The 20,515-nt window shown below is 61.9% G+C and carries 16 protein-coding genes; 8 read left to right on the top strand and 8 right to left on the bottom strand.

From position 1 onward, the window contains the following. Positions 1 to 11 precede the first annotated feature (11 nt). Positions 12 to 3,434, bottom strand: a complete 3,423-nt coding sequence (locus IM737_RS03100) for an AsmA-like C-terminal domain-containing protein (RefSeq protein ID WP_236898245.1) — start codon at positions 3,432 to 3,434, stop codon at positions 12 to 14. Positions 3,435 to 3,643: 209 nt separating this feature from the next. Between IM737_RS03100 and IM737_RS03105 the strand changes: the two genes are divergently transcribed. Continuing rightward, a complete protein-coding gene (locus IM737_RS03105; RefSeq protein WP_236898247.1) occupies positions 3,644 to 4,132 on the top strand; it encodes a peroxiredoxin in 489 nt (162 codons plus the stop codon). 66 nt (positions 4,133 to 4,198) lie between these two features. Next, on the top strand, positions 4,199 to 5,353 hold the full coding sequence (locus IM737_RS03110; protein ID WP_236898249.1) for a M23 family metallopeptidase: 1,155 nt from the start codon (positions 4,199 to 4,201) through the stop codon (positions 5,351 to 5,353). A 3-nt stretch (positions 5,354 to 5,356) separates the two neighbouring features. Here the strand turns inward: IM737_RS03110 and prfB are convergent. From prfB to IM737_RS03135, 5 genes are all read right to left on the bottom strand, one after another. Beyond that, positions 5,357 to 6,482 (bottom strand): peptide chain release factor 2 gene (gene prfB, locus IM737_RS03115; RefSeq protein WP_236898251.1). Its coding sequence is split into 2 segments (ribosomal slippage): positions 5,357 to 6,412 and positions 6,414 to 6,482, totalling 1,125 coding nucleotides; the frame shifts between segments, so codons are not numbered across the junction. 75 nt (positions 6,483 to 6,557) lie between these two features. Continuing rightward, positions 6,558 to 6,863, bottom strand: coding sequence for a hypothetical protein (locus IM737_RS03120; protein ID WP_236898253.1), 306 nt, complete (start codon positions 6,861 to 6,863; stop codon positions 6,558 to 6,560). A gap of 77 nt (positions 6,864 to 6,940) precedes the next feature. After that, positions 6,941 to 7,438 carry a peptide deformylase gene (locus IM737_RS03125; protein ID WP_336886230.1) on the bottom strand — a complete coding sequence of 166 codons (498 nt, stop codon included), beginning with the start codon at positions 7,436 to 7,438 and terminating at the stop codon, positions 6,941 to 6,943. Further along, a complete protein-coding gene (locus IM737_RS03130; RefSeq protein WP_236898257.1) occupies positions 7,439 to 9,952 on the bottom strand; it encodes a penicillin-binding protein 1A in 2,514 nt (837 codons plus the stop codon). A gap of 175 nt (positions 9,953 to 10,127) precedes the next feature. Further along, positions 10,128 to 11,396, bottom strand: a complete 1,269-nt coding sequence (locus IM737_RS03135) for an N-acetylmuramoyl-L-alanine amidase (RefSeq protein ID WP_236898258.1) — start codon at positions 11,394 to 11,396, stop codon at positions 10,128 to 10,130. Positions 11,397 to 12,004: 608 nt separating this feature from the next. Here IM737_RS03135 and IM737_RS03140 point away from each other — a divergent pair. Beyond that, a complete protein-coding gene (locus IM737_RS03140; protein WP_236898259.1) occupies positions 12,005 to 14,671 on the top strand; it encodes an Rne/Rng family ribonuclease in 2,667 nt (888 codons plus the stop codon). Between the two features lie 57 nt (positions 14,672 to 14,728). Here the strand turns inward: IM737_RS03140 and IM737_RS03145 are convergent, their stop codons facing one another. After that, a complete protein-coding gene (locus IM737_RS03145) occupies positions 14,729 to 15,874 on the bottom strand; it encodes a pyridoxal phosphate-dependent aminotransferase (RefSeq protein ID WP_236898260.1) in 1,146 nt (381 codons plus the stop codon). Between the two features lie 172 nt (positions 15,875 to 16,046). Here IM737_RS03145 and IM737_RS03150 point away from each other — a divergent pair, with 172 nt between their 5' ends. From IM737_RS03150 to aat, 5 genes are all read left to right on the top strand, one after another. Beyond that, positions 16,047 to 16,919 (top strand): DsbA family protein, encoded by an 873-nt coding sequence (locus tag IM737_RS03150; RefSeq protein ID WP_236898261.1) that lies wholly within the window; start codon positions 16,047 to 16,049, stop codon positions 16,917 to 16,919. Positions 16,920 to 17,018: 99 nt separating this feature from the next. Beyond that, positions 17,019 to 17,456, top strand: coding sequence for a type II 3-dehydroquinate dehydratase (aroQ, locus tag IM737_RS03155; RefSeq protein ID WP_236898262.1), 438 nt, complete (start codon positions 17,019 to 17,021; stop codon positions 17,454 to 17,456). 34 nt (positions 17,457 to 17,490) lie between these two features. Then, positions 17,491 to 17,985, top strand: a complete 495-nt coding sequence (gene accB / locus IM737_RS03160; RefSeq protein WP_236898264.1) for an acetyl-CoA carboxylase biotin carboxyl carrier protein — start codon at positions 17,491 to 17,493, stop codon at positions 17,983 to 17,985. Positions 17,986 to 17,995: 10 nt separating this feature from the next. Further along, entirely contained in the window at positions 17,996 to 19,342 is a 1,347-nt protein-coding gene (accC, locus tag IM737_RS03165; protein WP_236898265.1) for an acetyl-CoA carboxylase biotin carboxylase subunit, read from the top strand. A 48-nt stretch (positions 19,343 to 19,390) separates the two neighbouring features. After that, entirely contained in the window at positions 19,391 to 20,029 is a 639-nt protein-coding gene (gene aat / locus IM737_RS03170; RefSeq protein ID WP_236898266.1) for a leucyl/phenylalanyl-tRNA--protein transferase, read from the top strand. Here the strand turns inward: aat and IM737_RS03175 are convergent. Further along, positions 20,022 to 20,513: a GyrI-like domain-containing protein gene (locus tag IM737_RS03175; protein WP_236898267.1), complete on the bottom strand. Its 492-nt coding sequence runs from the start codon at positions 20,511 to 20,513 to the stop codon at positions 20,022 to 20,024. The genes aat and IM737_RS03175 overlap by 8 nt on opposite strands. Positions 20,514 to 20,515 lie beyond the last annotated feature (2 nt).

Here is a 20,515-nt window from a genome sequence, read left to right on the forward strand (position 1 = left end):
CTATTTGAACGCTACTGCGCCGGGGCCGGTTGTTCCTTGGCCCGGAACTCGAACAGTTCGCGGAATGCGCCCGGCACCAGCATCGACAGAGGGTTGATGCGGAATTGCGGGTTATCCAGCGGACCCTGCACCGCAAAGGTGACGCCGACCAGACCCTCGCCATCACGCCCGCCCAGCAGCGGGCCGAGCAGCGGAATTTTCTGGAAGGCGCTGTTGAGGCCGAACAGCGGCACATAGGTGCCGGTCAGGTCATACTGCTTCTGGCCAGTGTAGATGTACCCGCGCATCGTGCCACCCACAGTGTCCCCGGTGAGCATGGCATTGGTCACTTCCACCCTGTCGGAGCGCCGCAGGAAGTCGACCTGAGCGACATCGAAGTCGAGCCGGTTCTGCTGGGCGATGGCCGAGCGAGAATCGGAGTGATTACCCAGCACCTGGGCGACATTGGCCTCATCGACGATGGAGAAGCCGCGCATCACCAGTTGGCCAGCCTCGACATCCTGCGTGCTGTCGGTCGTCAGCACGAGATTGCCCGATCCACCGGCAAGCTGCGAGTAGACGCCAAGCAACCGCAGGATCGTCCCGGCATCGTTGAACGCCACCGACAGCGTCCGGCCATTGGGTGCGGGATTGGTCGTGACGGACAGGCCGTTGCCATCGCTGAACTGTGCCGTGAGGTTGGCACGGCGCATGGTGCTGCCGCGCAGCAGCAGGTCCAGATCGAGATTGAAGGCGGTGGTCGCGTAATAGCCCAAGGCGCGATTGAGCTTGGCCTTGAGCGCAATGGTCTGGGTGAACTGGGTGGACTGCACGCCACCGGCACCATCACCCAGGCTGAAGAACTGCCTGAGCATTGGTTTGAGGTCGAGCTGCTGGCCGGTGATATCGACCGAATATCCCCCGTCGATCGGAGCCAGCCGCAATTGCGCGCTATCGCCTTCGCTAAGGCCGAACTGGCTGAACTCGGCGGAAACGAGACCGTTCGTCGCGTGATACTCGATGCCACCCAGCGCTCTAACAGTACCAAAAGACAAGTCGATATCGGTGAGCTCTGTTAGTTCGCCATCCTGCCGGATTGTCGCGCTGACTGTTCCACTGTTACCGGCTGGTTTGCTGATGCCAATGTCCTTGATATCTAGCGCAGCATCCTTGAGGTCCACCGCCATCTGCAGCGACCCATCCGGCATCGGCTGAGCCACGAAGCGCACAGTGCCGGAGAGGAAATCGGAGGCATCGAACCCCATCTTGGCCAGGTCGGCCACATCAATGGTCGATGACAGGCGGAATGTCGGATCGGTCGTCGGGGTGCCCGAGATGTTGACCTCGGCCTCCATGCCATCGAGGGCGGCGGTACCGCCGAGCTGGTAGCTGTCCTGCGAGGCGCTGAACATCAGCTGGCCATCGTTGATCGTGCGGCCCTGGATCGGCACAGAGCTGGCAAAATCGGCGACGGTCCCGTTGAGCACGTAGTCCAGGTCCATCGGCTTACCGCTCGCCTCGTCAGCCAGATGGATCGTCGCGACCAGTCCCAGATCGATCACACCTGTCAGCGCCCCGATATCGATCGGCAGGTCTGCACTGGCCAGCGCATCCGGTTGCAGGTCCTTGGTGATAGCCAACAGAGCCGGTATGGACCCGGTGATGTCGCCGGATATTTCGGCGATACTGTCGCCGGGCGTCGAATTGTCCATGATCAGCGCTGGGTTGGAGACGGTGATGTCACCAGCCGCTGTGCTCAATGTCCCACCGGTGGCGGAAATGGTCACATCGGAATCGTTGACCTGGAGACGGGTCTCGCCCTCGACGGCGATAGGCGCCATTTCGGCGGTTGGCTTGATGGCCACGCCGACGCCAACCATGTCAATCTGCATGGCGCCATCGGGGATAGGCTTACTTTCCCCGTCAAGGGCCATTGAACCAACGGGAAACTTGAACGCCATCCGCGAGCGCGCCACTGTCCCTTCTGTGACATTGGCAACGAACCAGTCCCGGCTCTCGCCGCCCATGATGTACGGCCATAGGCGCTTCAGATCATCGGCGGTGACGCCGTTGCCTGCCACGGTCATATCGATGCCAAGACCCGCACGAAGCATGTCGACCCGACCGGTGGTTTCCACCCTGGAATCCCCCTTGCGGGCGATGAACCTGTCGATGCCCAGGGCACCGTAGAGCGGAGCAGACCAGCCGGAAAACTCCATCGTCTCGAAGGGCTGCTCCGGTGCCGCCATATCGTTGGGATGCAGCACGACGTCTTGCGCCTTGAGCGAAATGCCGATCGTCGGGCCATAAACCGGATCAAGCCCCATGGCGAAGATGCCTGAGATGCGAGCTGAGCTCTGCCCGATCTGCAGCGCAGCATCTTCAAGTACGAACTGCCCGTTGGCCGGATCCCAGACGATGTCCATGATGGAACTGGCGATGGGGAAATAGGCATCGGCAACACGCAGGTCGAGCCCGGTGAGGTCGACCTTGAAGCGCCCATCGATCAGCTTGCCGCCGGCGGGCGAAAAGTTGACATCGATCGACAAAGCCCCTGCCCCCCGCATCGCCGCGACGCTGGTGGCGTCATCGATGAAGGGCAAAAAGGCAGCGAAGTCGATGTTGGTGACATCGGCCTCAAGCCGCGAATTGCCAGCATCGTCGACGGTACGAGACAGGCTACCCGTCATGGTGCGTCCGCCCAGCGTCGCCGAAAACGTACCATTGGTGGCGCGACGGTCCGGCGTGGGACCGATTTCGAGGTCTATGCGCTCGAAGCGGCGAAACAACCCATAGACGGAGTCATTCATGTCGATAGTGCCGTCACGAATGCGAAGCCGGGAGAACCTGCCTTGCGCGGCTTGCTCGACGATGTCGGCAATGCCCTGTTCGCTGGCTTCGAGATTGTAGATCAGCCAGTCATTGTCCGAGCGCATGGCAATCGGCTCGGGCATGTCACCCAGATCAATGCCCTCCGAACCGATGTCGATGGTCGGAAACGCATCCTCACCCTCCTGCACGCGCACCGTCGGCGGCCCACCGGCGGGGTCTTCCACCAGCTCGAAACTGGTCACGCGGGGCCCGAACAGATCCTGCACGATCTGGATATGCGGTCTGACGATAGTGACCGTGGCGCCGGGCTGGCCGAACAGCGCCCGAGCTGGCGAAAACCCAACCTCCAGCGCGTCCATGGCGACCCTGGCACCGGTTTTGCCATCGGTAAGAACCACTGGCGAAAACTGGATAACCGGCCAAACGCCATTCTCCAGCGCCAGCGCCATCTGGCCGAGTTGCAGGCGGCTGGTGGGCGGCAACGCCGCGCGCGCCACAGCCTGGGCTGCTTCGGCACCAAACGGCAGCCGCACTGGCGTGATCAGTAGGACGATATAAAGCAGAAGCGACAGAACGGCGGGAACGCCAAAAACCCACACAGCCAGCTTGGCCGCGCGTCGCATCCGGGTCCGCTTGCGGGGCGCAGACGCCAAAACTGGAATGTCTGCGGGTAAGGTTGACGCGCTCACTTGCTTCCAGGACGGGGCTTGGCAGTAATCTGCTGTCACCACTGAGAATCAACCGCAGAATGCGGTCTATTGCCCAATGATACCGGCTGGAATATGGCACCGACACCCACATTATTGTGGGCTAAACTGTGGACAGGTGTGCAATGACCGACCTGCGCGAAGGCGACCCCGCCCCCGACTTCACCCTGCCACTCGATGACGGGACCAGCTTCCATCTGGCGGCGCAGCGTGGTCAGCCGGTGGTGCTGTATTTCTATCCCGAGGACGATTCGGGCGGCTGCACCGACGAGAACAAGGAATTCTCCGACCGCATGTCGGCCTTTCAGGTGCTCGGTGCGCGATTGGTCGGCATTTCCCCAGACAGCATCGCGAGCCATCAGAAGTTCCGCAAAAAATACGGACTTGCTTCCCCACTTGCGGCCGATCCGGACCATCTGGCTATCGAGGCCTACGGTCTGTGGAAGCTCAAGAAGCTCTATGGCCGCGAGTTCATGGGATTGATCCGTACCTCGTTCATCATTGGTGCAGATGGCAAGGTTGCCCGCATTGTCCGGGCGACGCGAATACTTGGACACGCCCAGAAGATGCTGGAAGCTCTTGAGGCGCATGTAAGTGGAAAGACGACCAAATAGCCCTTTGTTAACCATGCATCGCCATACTCTGCTCACCATGTTGAGTGGCGTTGTGGGGAATGTTGCGTGCGTAACCAGGCCAGTTTTGGGCGAACCGACAAGGGCCTGACCCAGGCCGGAAAACCACTGCGGCAAGGGATCCACCCCGCGCTATTCTACGGCATGTTTGCCCTGCTGCTCGGCGGCAACGGCCTGCTCGGTACGGCGTTCCTGCTGTCCCCCGACATTGCCAGGCTGCTCAACGGGCAGACGGAGCAGGTTGTGGAAGCCTATGAAGATCGAATCGCCCAGCTCCGGGTCGAAGTGGACCGCTTGCATTCGCGCAGCTACGCCCAGGCCGGCGACATCAACCTGCAACTGCAGGAGCTGGCGCAGCAGCAGGAAGTGCTGCTTGAGCAGCATCAACTGGTCAAGGTTCTGGTCGACAAGGCCGGCGAGCTCGGAATCGAATCGGCCGCCCTGCCCGCTGCCACCGTGGACAATCTCGCAGATGCTGGCCCAATCATGGTCAGCGGCAACCCCGACATTGACGCCACGGCAGCCGCCGTATCGCAGATGATGGGCGAGACCCAGTTCGCGATGACCTCGATTGCCGAAACCGCCGTGGCACGCACCGATACTATCGTCGCCGAACTGTCCGACCTTGGCATCAGCGTCGACCTGCCGCCGGTCGAGGACGGCATGGGCGGGCCTCTGCTGGCTGCCGTAGCCGGTGCCGATGCTTCGCCCATGATCGACGACGCCAACGCCGTCATGGCAGCGCTCATCCGCTACAAGGCGGCACGATCAAGCATTGATGGCGCCCCCATCCATATGCCGATCACAGGCAATTTCCGCCAAAGCTCAGGCTTCGGCAACCGAACCGACCCGTTCTCGGGTGGTCGCGCCTTTCACTCGGGACTCGACTTTGCTGCCCCCAAGGGCACGACGGTGTTCAGCGCCGGCCAGGGCGTAGTCAGCTTCGTCGGCACCAAGTCGGGCTATGGCAATGTGGTCGAGGTCACCCATGCCAACGGCCTCGTGACCCGCTATGCCCACCTCTCCGGCTTCCTCAGCGAAGAGGGCCAGTCGGTCAACACCGGCACACCCATCGCCAAGGTTGGCTCAACCGGCCGTTCTACCGGTCCGCACCTGCATTTCGAAGTCCGCAAGGGCGACACTGCCATCAATCCCAAGGCCTTCCTTGATGCTGGCAAACGCCTGCTGGCCATGCTGGGCTAACGGTCAGTCCTCTGCCGAAACGTCCGTCGCTACGCCCACACGCTGGGCTAGTGCGGCCTCCATGAACTCATCAAGATCGCCATCGAGCACCACGGATGGCTGCCCGCTTTCGACACCGGTCCGCAAGTCCTTGACCATCTGGTAGGGCTGCAGCACGTAGCTTCGGATCTGATGCCCCCAGCCGATATCGGTCTTGCTGGCAGCTTGCGCGTTGGCGGCTTCTTCACGCTTCTGCAGTTCGGCCTCGTAGAGACGCGACTTGAGCATCGCCATCGCCGTCGCACGGTTCTTGTGCTGGCTGCGCTCCTGCTGGCAGGCCACGATAATCCCTGAGGGAACGTGGGTAATACGGATAGCCGAGTCGGTGGTGTTCACGTGCTGCCCACCGGCACCGGAGGCGCGGTAGGTATCGACCTTGAGGTCGGCTTCGCGAATCTCGATGTCGATGGAATCATCGACGACCGGATAGACCCAGCAGCTCGAAAAGCTCGTATGTCGACGCGCGGCGGAGTCATACGGGCTAATGCGCACCAGGCGATGCACGCCACTCTCGGTCTTGAGCCAGCCATAGGCATTGTGGCCCGAGACCTGGATGGTGGCCGACTTGATGCCGGCTTCTTCGCCGTCATGCATTTCGAGCACCTGAACCTTCATCTTCCGCCGCTCGGCCCAGCGCGTATACATACGCAACAGCATATTGGCCCAATCCTGGCTCTCGGTGCCGCCGGCGCCGGAGTGGATTTCGACGTAGCAGTCGTTGGCGTCGACTTCGCCGGACAGTAGGGTTTCGATCTGCCGGCGGCGGGCCCCCTGCTTCAGCTCGACCAGCGCCTTTTCGGCGTCCTTGACGATTTCGGCGTCGCCTTCGAGCTCGCCCAGCTCGATCAGTTCGACATTGTCGCGAATGCCGGCTTCGAGTTCACGCACCGCCTTGACGGCAACGTCCAACTCATCACGCTCGCGCATCTTCTCGCGAGCTTGCTCGGGATTGTTCCAGAAATCAGGAGATTCGGTTTCGGCGGTCAGCGCGTCGCGGCGCAGCTCTGCAGTATCCCAGTCAAAGATGCCTCCTCAGCAGGGTCAAAACCTGCTCGATTTCGGCGACGGTCTTTTCGATTTCCGTACGCATGGTCAGTTCCTTCAATAGCGCGACCCGTGTAGCCGACGAGCCGATCGTGATCAACCGGCTCATCCGCAGCGGATGCTACTGGAGGCGACGCAGCGAAGCCGGATCGTAGATTTCCATGGATTTGCTTCCGTCTGGCTGCTCGACGAAAGCACGCAAGCACCCGTTCCAGCGCTCGACCGTGACTGCCGGCACGCCGGCGGCGCGGAGGCGTTGCCGGTCCATGGACTTCTGAAGTTCCACATCGGTCATCAGCTTGCCTTCATTGTCGAAGGTCTGGGGCGCCATCGGCCCTTCATTGGTGCAGAAAGCGGCCCAAGCCGGCATTGGCGCCACCACCATTGCCGCCACAAGACCCATCGTCGCCAACCTAACCAGTTTCATGCTTTGCTCTCCATTGTCTGACCGCCAAAGGCACTTCAAAAGTGGCAAAACTCGTACATTGGCAACAGTTTGACCGCCTACCGCCGCAGGCTTTTCTCGAACTTGCGGATCGCCGTGTCTCGCTTGATGCGCGAGAGGCGGGAAAGGAAGAATACGCCATTCATCTGATCGATCTCGTGCAGGGCCACCCGCGCCACGAAATCCTCAAATCGCGCCGTCTCTTGAGTGCCGTCGGGCGTGTCATAAGCAATCTCGGCCCAAATCGGCCGGTCTATCGGCACTTCTATGCCGGGCAGCGACACCGAGCCTTCGGCACCAATAACGCTTTCAGGTCCGACAAGAACAACTTCAGGATTGAAGAGGATTCTATAGTCGCGTTTAGCCGTCTGACCGGCGACGCTGACCACCACCAGCGGCTCGCTCAAACCGAGATGCGCTGCGGCAAGTCCATGAGCCTGCACCTCTTGTGCCGCCGACCGCAAGGTCTCTCCAGCCGTCAGCATTAGTGCATCAACGGGGCGTGTCGGAGCTGGCACACTCAGACGGGCATCAGGATAGATGACAAATTCGACCACCTAAAACAGGCCGCCCCGCCCGGCATTGGGATCATAGGTACCGTTGATCCGTGCGGTGGGGTCAACATAGCCGCCGTTATCCGGCTGAGCGGCCGGCTGCGTCGCGAAGCCAGTACCATACTGCTGCTGCATCTGCTGCTCGCGCTGGATAGCGTCGAAGGCGGCGACGTTAAGGCCGATCACCGAGCTGGCCAGATTGGGGCCTGTCCCCGGTTTGAATGACTCTTCGATGGCCGGCCCACCCTCATAGGCCGCCACACCCGAATTAGGGTCGATCCAGTCGGTCGTCATGCCTGGCGGCACGGTAAATTGCGTCGCCGGCTTGCCGGCCAGTGCCTTGGCCATGAACTCGGTGAAGATCGGCACGGCGAAAGTGCCGCCGGTAACGGAGCTACCCATAGAGCGCGGCTGATCGTAGCCAACATAGACACCCACGGCCAGTTCGGGTGTAAATCCAACGAACCAGGCGTCCTTGTAGTCATTGGTGGTGCCGGTCTTGCCGGCGACAGGACGGTTGAGCACCCGCGCAGCGGTGCCAGTGCCGCGCTCCACCACACCCTCCATCATCGACGTGATCTGGTAGGCGGTCATCGGATCGAGCACTTGCTCTCTGTTATCGATGATCAGGGGTTCGCCCTGCCCCTCCCACGCCGTCGCCTCGCAGGCCTGGCACAGCCGCTGGTCGTGCCGGTACACCGTGACGCCATACCTGTCCTGCACGCGGTCGATCAGCGTCGGCACAATCTTGCGACCGCCATTGGCGATCGTGGCATAGGCCGCTGTCATGCGCATATCGGTGGTTTCGCCGGCTCCCAGCGCCATGGCGAGGACCGGCTGCATCGAGTCATAGACCCCGAACAGCCGCGCATACTCGGCTACCAGCGGCATACCGATATCCTTGGCCAGACGCACCGTCATGACGTTTCGGCTGCGCTCGATGCCGCGCCGCAGAGTCTGCGGGCCGTAGAATTCCTGCGCATAGTTTTCCGGACGCCAGATCGAGCCGTCGCCGTTGCGGATTTCCACGGGCGCATCCAGCACCACCGAGGCCGGCGTGTAGCCATTGTCCAGCGCTGCCGCGTAGACGATGGGCTTGAACGACGAGCCTGGTTGCCTCAGCGCCTGCGTGGCGCGGTTGAACTCGCTGAGCGAATACGAAAAGCCGCCGACCATGGCGAGAACGCGCCCGGTACGGGGGTCCATGGCAACAAGCGCGCCTTCGATTTCAGGCACCTGCTCGAGAGTATAGGTACCGGTCTTGCCTGAGACCGGCGAGACGTAAACCACATCCCCCACTTTAAGGATGTCCTGCAAGGGCTTGGAAACCCACTTGATCTCCGGCCCGGATAAAGTGCCTTCGACACGATCGTCGGCCACACCGCCATCGGCGATACTGTCCGGGCGGAGCCCGATCCTGGCTTCGTTCGACCCCATTTCGAGCACAACGGCGAGTTGCCATTCCGGCACGTCGCTCAGCGGGATGACCTTGGAGACGTCGACCCCCCAGTCCTCGCCGAGTTCGATCGTCGCAACCGGCGTCCGAAAGCCCTTGGAATGATCATAGGCGATTAGCCCATCCATCAGCGCGCGCCGGGCAAATTCCTGCAGCTTGGGCTCGAGCGTCGTGCGCACTGAAAGCCCACCGCCGTAAAGCTGGTCTTCGCCATAGAGCTTGGCGAGCTCGCGGCGCACTTCCTCAGTGAAATACTCGGCAGAGTAAAGCTGGCTGCCGCCAGCTCGCGGAATGACGTTGAGCGGCTCTTCCTTGGCCAACTCGCCTTCTTCGAGCGTCGCATAGCCATTCTCCACCATGCGATCGATCACCCAGTTGCGGCGCTCGATGGCAGCCTGCGGGCGGCGAAACGGATGGTAATTGTTCGGCCCCTTGGGCAGCGCCGCGATATAGGCCGCCTCGCTCAGATTGAGCTGATAAAGCGCCTTGTCGAAGTAGTTCAGCGCAGCAGCCGCAACGCCGTAGGAGTTGAGGCCCAGGAAAATCTCGTTGAGGTAGAGTTCGAGGATCCGATCCTTGGAAAATGTCGACTCGATCCGCACGGCCAGCAGCGCTTCCTGGATCTTGCGATCCCAGGTCTGTTCTGAGCTAAGCAGGAAATTCTTGGCCACCTGCTGCGTGATCGAGGAGCCGCCGCCCTGGATCGACGAATTGCCGTCCATGCGGGCAAGAAGGTTGTCGCGCAGGGCACGGAATACACCGTCAATGGCGATGCCACCGTGGCTGTAAAAGTCCTTGTCCTCTGCAGAGAGAAAGGCATGCAATACCAGCGGCGGCACCGTCTCAATCGGCTGAAACAGCCGGCGCTCGCGGGCAAATTCGGCTAGCAGCGTACCGTCGGCCGCATGGACGCGCGTCGTCACGGGTGGCTGATAGTCCTTGAGCACGGTATAATCTGGGAGCTGGGCCGAGACGGTCGTGAGATAAATGGCGCCTACGCCCACGGCCGCCAGGGCCATGAACATACCAAAGCCAAACAACCAGCCCAACAAGCGCAACATTAAGTCAGTCTCTCCGCGGCGCCCGCAGGCGCCAGCATATCGATTCGGCCGCGCTTGCGCGACGCAAGTCGATGTTGGCCAGAATCATAGCAGAGAGCGGGCGCAAAGTGGATCACAAGCCCGCAAGCCTGCCCTTCTGCGACAGCTTTGCAATGGAGGTGGCCGATCTGCCACATCACTCCGCAGGCGCCAATCCGTCGAAGTACGCCGAGATGCCACGCGCCAGGGCATCAGCCGTTCGATCCTGCCACTCACCCCGCAACAGATTGGCCATGTCGTCAGCATTGGAGAGGAACCCCAGTTCCAACAAGACCGACGGAACATCGGGCGCCTGGAGCACGAAAAAGTCGGCCTGCCGCACCGGGAAGCGACGTAGTTCGACGCTTGGTTCAAGCTGATGGACGATGGCCTGCGCCAGCGTGAATGACTGATGCCGCATCTCTCGCCGCATCAGGTCCAGCAGAATGTCGACCACCTCGGGCGCCATCTGCGGCATGGCGAAGCCGGCGATGACGTCGGTCTTGTTCTCGCTGTCGGCCAGCACCTTGTCGAGCACGTCGGTGGCATTCTCGTCGCGCGTGTAAACGCTGGCGCCCCTGATATCGGGCTGCTGGAAGCTGTCGGCATGAATCGAGATGAAGATGTCGGCCTTGTTGCTGCGCGCGAGCTGCACGCGCTCCTCCAGCCTCAGGAACGTATCATCCTCACGAGTCAGGGCGACGTCGAACCGCCCCGAGGCGACCAACAATTCCTGCAGCTTGAGGGCAAAGGCCAGGACGATATCCTTTTCCTTGATGCCGCCGGCCGTCTCGGCGCCACTGTCGATACCGCCATGCCCGGGATCGATGACTACCAAAGGACGGGTAGCGATTGGAATTTCCGAACCGCCCGCCGGGGTGGACGTGTCGGCCACCACAGGCGTTGCCGTGCCGGACCCAGCCATATCCCTGGCAACATTGGCCGCAAATTCCTCGGCCGTAGCAGGGATGATATCGACGACAAGCCGGGCCGGCTGGTCCTCGAACGGATCGAGCATGTAGGCCTGCTGCACCTGTGCAGGCGCTGAAAGGGTCAGGGTCGTGCGGACACGATCGGGTCCGGCCTGCTCCACAAGATAGTCGGAGACAACACCGGGCTCTTCGCCAGAGGGCTTGCCCGCGGGCTCAGGGACGGAAAAGGTCGCGGCGCGCACGTCGATCGCCAGACGGTCAGGCCCAGCCAGCGACACCAGCGCGAATTCCGTCTTGGCTGCGAGGTCTATGACCAGGCGTGCACGCTCAGGCGTGACGGTCACCCGAACATCCATGACATTGGGCAGCGCGACGAGCGCGGCCGCCGCGGCAGCAGGTGACGGCGCGTCCTGCGCCCTCACGCCAGCAGGCACCGATGAAAACGCAAGGGCGGCCAGAACTATCGGCAGCAAAATCGTACGGATGGATTTCAACAAGCGCAGACCGGCCCCCGACTCTTACGTCGCATGTGTCACCAGGATTGGGCGATTCTGCGGCGCGTGGGCTCTTATGCAGCGATTTGCAGGAACGGCCAATAAAGCACCGCTAAATTGGTACAGCCCCTCACTTTCGGACTTTCCTGTTGCCATTCGGTCGCAACATCCCTACACGCTAGTAGTGAAGTGCAAGCTTTCCCATGACCAGCATGCGTTGCCCCTGGGGCTGACGACGGCGGTCTGGAAAGTGGCCGGGCGAAGGGGACGAAGAGACCCTCGGATCCCGGATCAGATGCGGCAAATCCTGCGCTTCAGTACGAATTTCGGTCCCATTGGACCGGACGGTTGCCCGCCATCCTCGGACGCTGGCAACCCAATAGGAAGAGGTCAGATGGCCCGCAGGCGGACAGAACGCGACGCGATCGAACAAGACGATTGCCGCTTTGCCACGCTGCATCTTCCGGCCCTGACCACCCATATCGGCGCGCTCAAGGCAGAGCTTATGCGCGCACCCACCTCACAACCATTCGCCTCGCACAGCGCCACCAGAAGGATGCCGGTTTTCCGGCGGCCTCTTGTCGGCGCGCGAGCGCGCGGAGTTTACTATGGCTACCAAGAGAATGCTGGTGGATGCCATCCACCCGGAAGAAACACGGATTGTCGTCACAGCGGGTAACAGGATCGAGGAGTTCGACTTCGAGTCGGCCCAGCGCCAGCAGTTGCGAGGCAATATCTACCTCGCCAAGGTGACGCGCGTAGAACCGTCCCTGCAGGCCGCCTTCGTCGAATATGGCGGCAACCGCCACGGCTTCCTCGCCTTCAGCGAAATCCACCCCGACTACTATCAGATTCCGGTTGCCGACCGCGAAGCCCTGCTGCGCGATGAAGAGGCCGAAGACGAGCACCACGACGAGGCGGCTGAGGAGAACATCTCGCTGCCCGAAGGCGTGACCGAGCCCGACGCCGAAGCCGATCCGCAGGAAACCGAAGACGCCAGCCATATCGAGCAGGCGCCGGCCAATTCCGAACCGGTCGAATCGATCGGTGGCGCCGATGCCCTCGAGGAAGTCCCCGAGCGTCGCCGCCAGAGCCAGAACCGCCGCCACTACAAGATTCAGGAAGTGATCAAGCGCCGGCAGGTTATGCTGGTGCAGGTTGTCAAGGAAGAGCGCGGCAACAAGGGCGCAGCTCTCACGACTTACCTGTCGCTGGCCGGTCGCTATTCGGTGCTCATGCCCAACACCGCCCGCGGCGGCGGCATCTCCCGCAAGATCACCAATGCCGCCGACCGCAAGCGCCTCAAGGAGATCACCTCGGATCTCGAGGTGCCACAGGGCATGGGCGTCATCCTGCGCACGGCCGGTGCCTCGCGCACCAAGGCCGAGGTCAAGCGCGACTTCGAATATCTGATGCGCCTGTGGGAGAGCGTGCGTTCGCTTACCCTCAAGAGCCAGGCGCCATGCCTGGTCTATGAGGAAGGTTCGCTGATCAAGCGCACCATTCGCGATCTCTACAACAAGGAGATCGACGAGGTCTTCGTGGCCGGTGAAGAAGCCTACCGCGAAGCCAAGGACTTCATGCGGATGATCATGCCGAGCCACGCCAAGAACGTGCAGCTCTATACCGAAGATCAGCCGCTCTTCTCCAAATACGGCATCGAAGCCCAGCTCGATTCCATGTTCTCGCCGACGGTTACTCTGCCCTCGGGCGGCTATATCGTCATCAACCCGACCGAAGCGCTGGTCTCGATCGACGTGAACTCGGGCCGCTCCACCAAGGAGCACAATATCGAGGACACAGCGCTCCAGACCAACCTGGAAGCAGCTGAAGAAGTCAGCCGCCAGCTGCGCCTGCGCGACTTGGCCGGCCTCATCGTCATCGACTTCATCGACATGATGGAGAACCGCTCCAACCGGGCCGTCGAGCGCAAGCTCAAGGATTGCCTCAAGGACGATCGCGCCCGCATCCAGGTTGGCCGGATCAGCCATTTCGGCCTGATGGAAATGAGCCGCCAGCGCATTCGCTTTGGCGTCGTCGAAAGCTCGACCCACAAGTGCCCGATCTGCGACGGCACGGGCCTCGTGCGTTCGGTCGAGTCGCTGGCGCTGATGATCATGCGTCACATCGAAGACCACGTGCTGCGCCGCCAGGGCCAGTCGGTCAATGTGCGCGTGCCCGTTGAAGTCGCGCTCTATATCCTGAACTTCAAGCGCGAGACCCTGATCTCGCTCGAGATCCGCAACCAGCTGTCGATCACCATCACAGCTGACGGCAAGATGACCGGGCACCAGTTCGCCATCGAGAAGGGCGAAGCCCGGGTCATGGCCTACACCGACACCCGGGTCACCGAGCATGTGCGCGTCGATAGCGCCATCATCGAGGACAGCGCCGACGACGAGATCGTCGATGAGGTCGAGGACGAAGAAGTCGAAGAGACCAGCGAGCGCCCCTCTCCTGCTGCAGCCGAAGGTGGTGAAACAGACGGCCGCAGCCGTCGCCGCCGTCGCCGCCGTCGTGGCGGGGCCGATCGCGGCGAAGAGAACGGCCAGCGTCCACAGCAGCAGCGCGCCGCACAGCCCCCGCGCGTCGAGTCCGAGGCAGGCGCCGAAACCGATGAGGATGGCGAAGGCGACGAGGGTGATGAGAATGCCGCCCGTCCAAACGGCGAGAGCCAGGCAGACGGCGACACCCGCAAGCGTCGTCGTCGGGGCCGTCGCGGCGGCCGCCGCAATCGCCGGGATGGCGAAGAGGGTGCAGAACGCGCACCGTCACCCGCTGGCGACGAAGGCCTAACGCCTGCTGCTGTCAACGAAGTCGCCGAGACTCTGCTCGCGCAGGACGAAGTCGCTGCAGCTTCCGACACCGTGGCCGACGCCCCGACTGAGAAGCCCAGGCGTTCGCGCCGCAAAAAGGTCGTCGAGACCGAGGAATCGGCACCTGCCGAAGCCGCACCGGTCGAAGCGGCGCCTGTCGAGGAAGCGGCTGTCGCCGACGAGAAGCCAAAGCGCAAGCCGCGGGCTCGCAAGCCCAAGGCCGAGGCGACCGAAGCCGTTGCTGCCGAAGCTGCGCCTGCCGCAAGCGTCGCAGAAGCGGCTCCGGCGCCGATTGCCGAAGAGCCTGCGCCGAAGTCACGCCGCGTGAAGAAAGAACTCCCCGCCGAAGGCGTCGTGGTTTCGTCGAGCGCACCGAAGACGGAGACCGAAACGACCGACGAGGCCGAGCCGCCAAAGAAGAAGGCCGGCTGGTGGCAACGCCGCCTGGGTCTAGGCTAGATACAAAGAGGGCGGCCTTCGGGCCGCCCTTTCCATTAGCCCGAATAGATTCCGCTCCTACTGCAAGAACCGTCCCATCCGTTCCAGAGCCTGCTCAATGCTTTCGCGTTTGCCGGCATAGGACAGCCGGACGAATCCCTGACCATTCACACGGTCGAAGTCGACGCCCGGGGTGACGGCGACGCCAGCCTCCTCCAGCAACCTGCCGCAGAAGGCAAGCGAGTCGTTGGAGAACCTAGAGATACCGGCATAGGCGTAGAAGGCTCCATCGGACGGACTGCCGATGTCGAAGCCCAAATCGTGCAAACCCTGGTTGAGCAACAGGCGGTTGGCGGCATAACTGGCCTTTTGCTCTTCGGAATAGTCGCGCTCGCCCAGGGCAACGGTCGCCGCGACCTGGCTTAGGGTGGGCGCCGAGATGAACAGGTTCTGCTGCAGAATTTCGGCACGGCGCTCAAAGTGCTCGGGCAGCACCATCCAGCCGATGCGCCAGCCGGTCATGCAGTAGTATTTCGAGAAGCTGTTGATGACGATCGCCTGGTCGGTCATCTCCAGCGCGCTGATGGACGGCCCGCGGTAGTCGAGGCCATGATAGATTTCGTCGGAGATGAAGGTAACGCCCAGCCGCTCGCAGGTGGCAATGATATCGGCGAGCCCTGCCCGATCGACCGCCGCGCCGGTGGGATTGGCCGGACTGGCGAACAGCAGGCCCTCGAACGGCTCGCGGGCGTGCGCCGCTGAAATATCGGCGCCGGTCAGATGCCAGCCGCTGGCCGACGTCACGGGGATCTCGGCGACACCGAAACCCAAACCCAGCAGCGTATTGACATAGGCTGGGTAACCCGGGCGGGTGATGGCAATGCGTGCACCGGGTCGAAACGCAGCGTGGAAGGCGATGATGAAGCCGGCCGACGAGCCCATCGTGCACAGGATCGAATCAACGTCAACGCTGACCCCATGTTGGGTCTGGTAGTAAGCAGACAGCCCTTCACGCAGGCTCAGCAGGCCCTTGGCATTGGTGTAGCCCTGCGCCTCCGGCAGGGCGCGCGCGACGACTTCGAGCACACGCGGCGCCGGCGGCGCACCCGGCTCGCCGAGTTCGAGATGGCATATCGACCGCCCTGCCGCCTCCAGCACTCGGGAGCGCTTGAGGATTTCCATGGCCTGGAACGGCATCAGGCCATCGGTGGAGATATCGGTCATGGCGTTTCCTGCGTAACCGCCTTGAAGGCGAAGAGCTGTTATCCGCCTAACCCGATCCGCACCCGCCCTCAACAACAATTGATGCCGTGGCCAAGCTGCCATTCACTCCTGGCTGCCAATCTGTGATTGCGCCTGCTATGAGCAGGTAACTTGCCGTCGGAGCCACCAGTCCATGTCGCGCGTCACCCTCGCTCTCGTCGCCCTTGTGGGCATACTTGCCGGCGCCCTCGGCTATTCGACTTTGAACAAGCCGGCGCCGCGCACCGACGAGGTCGCCGTGCAGGCGCTGATCAACGAGGCGATATCAACCTATGACGCCAAGCGCCTGGCCGAACAGGCCGCGGCGCCAGTGGAAGAAGTCGCTGCCGTCACCCAGGATATGATCAACCCGATGATAGAATCATTCCTGATGGCCGACCCCAAGATTTTGCAGCGCATGTCAGTTGCACTCGACACGACGATACGCGCCGAAGAGCAAGCTGCAGCAACCACGGCCATTGCCTCTATGCAGGATGCCATCTTCAACGACCCCAAGCAGGTCGTGGTTGGCAATCCGGACGGTGACGTAACGCTGGTGGAATTCTTCGACTACAACTGCGGCTATTGCCGTTCCGCGCTGCCCGACCTGGCGACACTGTTGGCCGAAGACCCCAACTTGCGGGTGGTCCTCAAGGAATTCCCTATCCTGTCCAACGAATCCATCGACGCAGCCCGCATTGCCGTACTCGTGGGCGATGCCGACGTCGACTACTGGGCCTTTCACGAGGCTCTCTTCACCAGCCGCAGCCAGGTGGACAAGCAGGTAGCGCTCGATGCCGCCGCAGAGTTGGGGCTATCTCCGGTCACACTGGAACTCGATATGGGCACTGAGGCGGTGTCCGAGACCATTCAGACCTCATACGAGATTGCCAAGGCTCTCAACATCACCGGCACGCCCACCTACATCATCGGCAACGAGATCATCCCCGGCGCGATCGGACTGGACGAGCTGCGTGCCCGCATCGCCAATATGCGGGCCTGCGGCAAAACGGAATGCGAGAGTTAGGCGGAAAGGCCCAACTTCCGCCGCGTTCTTTGCCTTTTCAGTGCAATTCGTGTAACCGCGCTTGCGCCGGTACGAAGAGCCGGGCACAAGGCAAAAATCATGGCAAAGCGCGTTCTCGTCCTCAACGGCCCGAACCTCAATATGCTCGGCACCCGCGAGCCGGAAATCTATGGCGCGCAGACCCTCACCGATGTCGAGGAGACCTGCAAGCAGGCTGGCGGGGAGCTGGGCCTCAACGTCGATTTTCGCCAATCGAACCACGAGGGCGAACTGGTGACCTGGATCCAGGACGCCCGGAAAACCGCCGATGCCATCCTCATCAACCCGGCCGCCTATTCGCACACATCCGTAGCCATCCACGATGCGCTCAAAGCTGTTGGACTGCCAGTCGCCGAGGTCCACCTCAGCAATATCCACCAGCGCGAAGCCTTCCGGCATCATTCCTACGTATCCGCAGTGGCATTCGGTGTCATTTGCGGCTTTGGGGTGACCGGGTATAGACTGGCGCTTATAGCGCTCGCCGAAAAACTCAAATAACGATCAACGCGTAACGCGCGGGAGACCGACAAGAATGACCAAGTCATCGCAAGTGGATCAGGATCTGATCCGGGCCATTGCCGAGCTGCTCAACAAGGAAAATCTCGCCGAGATCGAGATCGAGCAGGAGGACTTTCGGGTCCGCGTCACCCGCTCCTACGCCAATGAGGGCGTGACCTACGCCGCGCCGCCGCCGCAATATTACGCGCCGCAGGCCGCCGCTCCGACGTCCATTGCTCCTGCTGGCTCTGTGCCCGCCGCCGTCCCGGCCGCTGCCGAGGACCTGGCATCGAACCCAGGCACGCTGACCTCCCCCATGGTCGGCACAGCCTATCGCTCGCCGGAACCGGGCAAGCCGACCTTTGCCGAAGTCGGCACCAAGGTGACCGAGGGTCAGACCCTCCTCATCATCGAAGCCATGAAGACCATGAATCAGATCCCGGCACATCGCTCGGGCACCGTCACGCGCATCCTCGTCCAGGATGCCCAGCCGGTGGAATACGGCGAGCCACTCGTCGTCATCGAGTAAGGGGGACTTCATGTTTCAGAAGGTCCTCATCGCCAACCGTGGCGAAATCGCCCTGCGCATCCTGCGCGCCTGCAAGGAACTGGGCATCCAGACCGTTGCGGTGCATTCCACCGCCGACGCCAACGCCATGCATGTGCGCCTCGCCGACGAGAGCGTCTGCATCGGCCCGCCCGCGGCCAAGGACAGCTATCTCAATATTCCGTCGATCATGGCCGCCTGCGAGATCACCGGCGCTGATGCGGTCCATCCGGGCTACGGCTTCCTCTCGGAAAACGCCCGTTTTGCCAAGATTTTGACCGAGCACAAGGTGACCTTCATCGGTCCCTCCTCGCATCATATCGAGATCATGGGCGACAAGATCACGGCCAAGAAGACTGCTGTTGAGCTTGGAATTCCCGTGGTGCCCGGCTCGGCCGGCGCTGTCGAATCCGACGAAGAAGCGCTCAAGACCGCCAAGGAAATCGGCTATCCGGTCCTGATCAAGGCGACCGCCGGTGGCGGTGGCCGCGGCATGAAAGTGGCGCTCAACGAATCCGAAGTGCTTGTCGCCTGGTCGACGGCCCGCTCGGAGGCTAAGGCCGCCTTCGGCAACGACTCCGTCTACATGGAAAAGTATCTCGGCAAGCCGCGCCACATCGAAGTCCAGGTCATGGGCGATGGCCAAGGCAATGCCGTGCATTTGGGCGTGCGCGACTGCTCGCTGCAGCGTCGTCACCAGAAGGTTTGGGAAGAGGCCGGTGGCCCCACCATCAAGCCTGACGAGCGCGACAAGATCGGCGAGATCTGCGCCGCCGCCATGCGCAAGCTCAAATACTCCGGCGCCGGCACCGTCGAATTCCTCTACGAGGACGGCAATTTCTACTTCATCGAGATGAACACCCGCCTGCAGGTGGAGCATCCGGTCACCGAGCGCATCACCGGCATCGACATCGTCTATGAGCAGATCCGCGTTGCATCGGGCGAAAAGCTCTCGATGACGCAGGACAAGGTGCAGTTCTTCGGTCACGCCATCGAAGTGCGCATCAATGCCGAGGATCCGCAGACCTTCGCGCCCTCGCCGGGCACCATCACCTTCTACCACCCCGCTGGTGGCGTCGGTATCCGCGTCGATTCGGCGGTGTACCAGGGCTACAAGATCCCGCCCTACTACGACTCCCTGATCGGCAAGCTCATCGTCTACGGCCGCAACCGCGACGAATGCCTGCAGCGCCTGCGCCGTGCCGTGGACGAGTTCGTGATCGATGGCGTCAAGACCACGCTGCCGCTGTTCCAGCGCCTGATCAAAGAGCCGGATATTCTCAGCGGCAATTACGACATCCACTGGCTGGAGAAGTATCTGGCTGAGAACAAGGTCTGAGACATCGAGGGGCGCTTTTGCGCCCCTTTCCTTTCAGCCGGAATTGCCATGGCCCGCCGCCAAGATCCCTTCGACATCGAGATCACGCCCGAACTGATTATCCGCGCCTATCGTGCCGGCATCTTTCCGATGTCGGAGGATGCCGAGGATGAGGACCTGTTCTGGGTCAGTCCGGAAATGCGTGGCATCATTCCGCTCGATGGCTTTCGTCTGTCCACCAGCCTGCGCAAGGCAATCCGCAAGTCGGGGTTTACGGTCAAGGTCGATACAGATTTCGAGGCCATCATCGACGGTTGCGCGCAACCAGACCAGGGCCGCGAGACCACCTGGATCAATCGCACCATCCGCAACGTCTATGGCGAGCTGTTCCAGCGTGGAGTGGCGCATACGGTGGAAGTATGGGACGGCGCGGAGCTGGTCGGCGGGCTCTATGGGCTTGCCATCGGCGGCGCGTTTTTTGGCGAGTCGATGTTTCACCGCCGCACCAATGCCAGCAAGATGGCCATGGCCCATCTGGTGGAGCGGCTCAACGCGGGTGGGTTCGTTCTGTTGGATACGCAGTTCGTCACCGACCATCTAGCGTCGCTCGGCGGCGTCGAAATCCCGCGCAGCGACTACGAGGAGCGCCTTGCCGCAGCGCTCCTCGTGAATGGCGACTGGAACGCCTGGGACCAAGCCGCTACTTAACGCGGAAGGCGATTTCCGTTACCGGATGACCCGAAGGGTCCTCGCCAGGATCCTTGTGGTAGATTTCGAGGCGGGTGGCTCCGACAAAGTTGTCGCCTTCGACCTTGCCGGCGAACTCATAGCCTTGGGCCCTCGCCCATTCGTCGAGCTTCATGTTCGCATCGTGCAGCTCGTGATAGGGCACAGTCGCGGTGATCGAAGCGTATTTTCCGCCAGGAATGGCGCCAGTGGTGAAGCGCCCGTCAGCCGGCAAAACGGTAGTCGTCGGCATGCCGGCCTGCATTTCCATCCTGCCACCGGGGAAGAAGCTCACATAGTTGAAGTATGGTGGGCCAGCGAGTTCGCCGCCCTTGCTCTTTACCCACGCGATGACATCATCGATCAGCGGCGGAGCCTGTTCCGATATCTCCGGCTGAGTGAGCGTCAGCAGGATGGCAGCGTAAGGTTGGTCGGCTCGTTCGACAATCTTGGGTTCAGTTAGCATGT

Origin of the sequence: Devosia sp. SL43 (assembly GCF_021729885.1) — a bacterium.
Classification (GTDB): Bacteria; Pseudomonadota; Alphaproteobacteria; order Rhizobiales; family Devosiaceae; genus Devosia.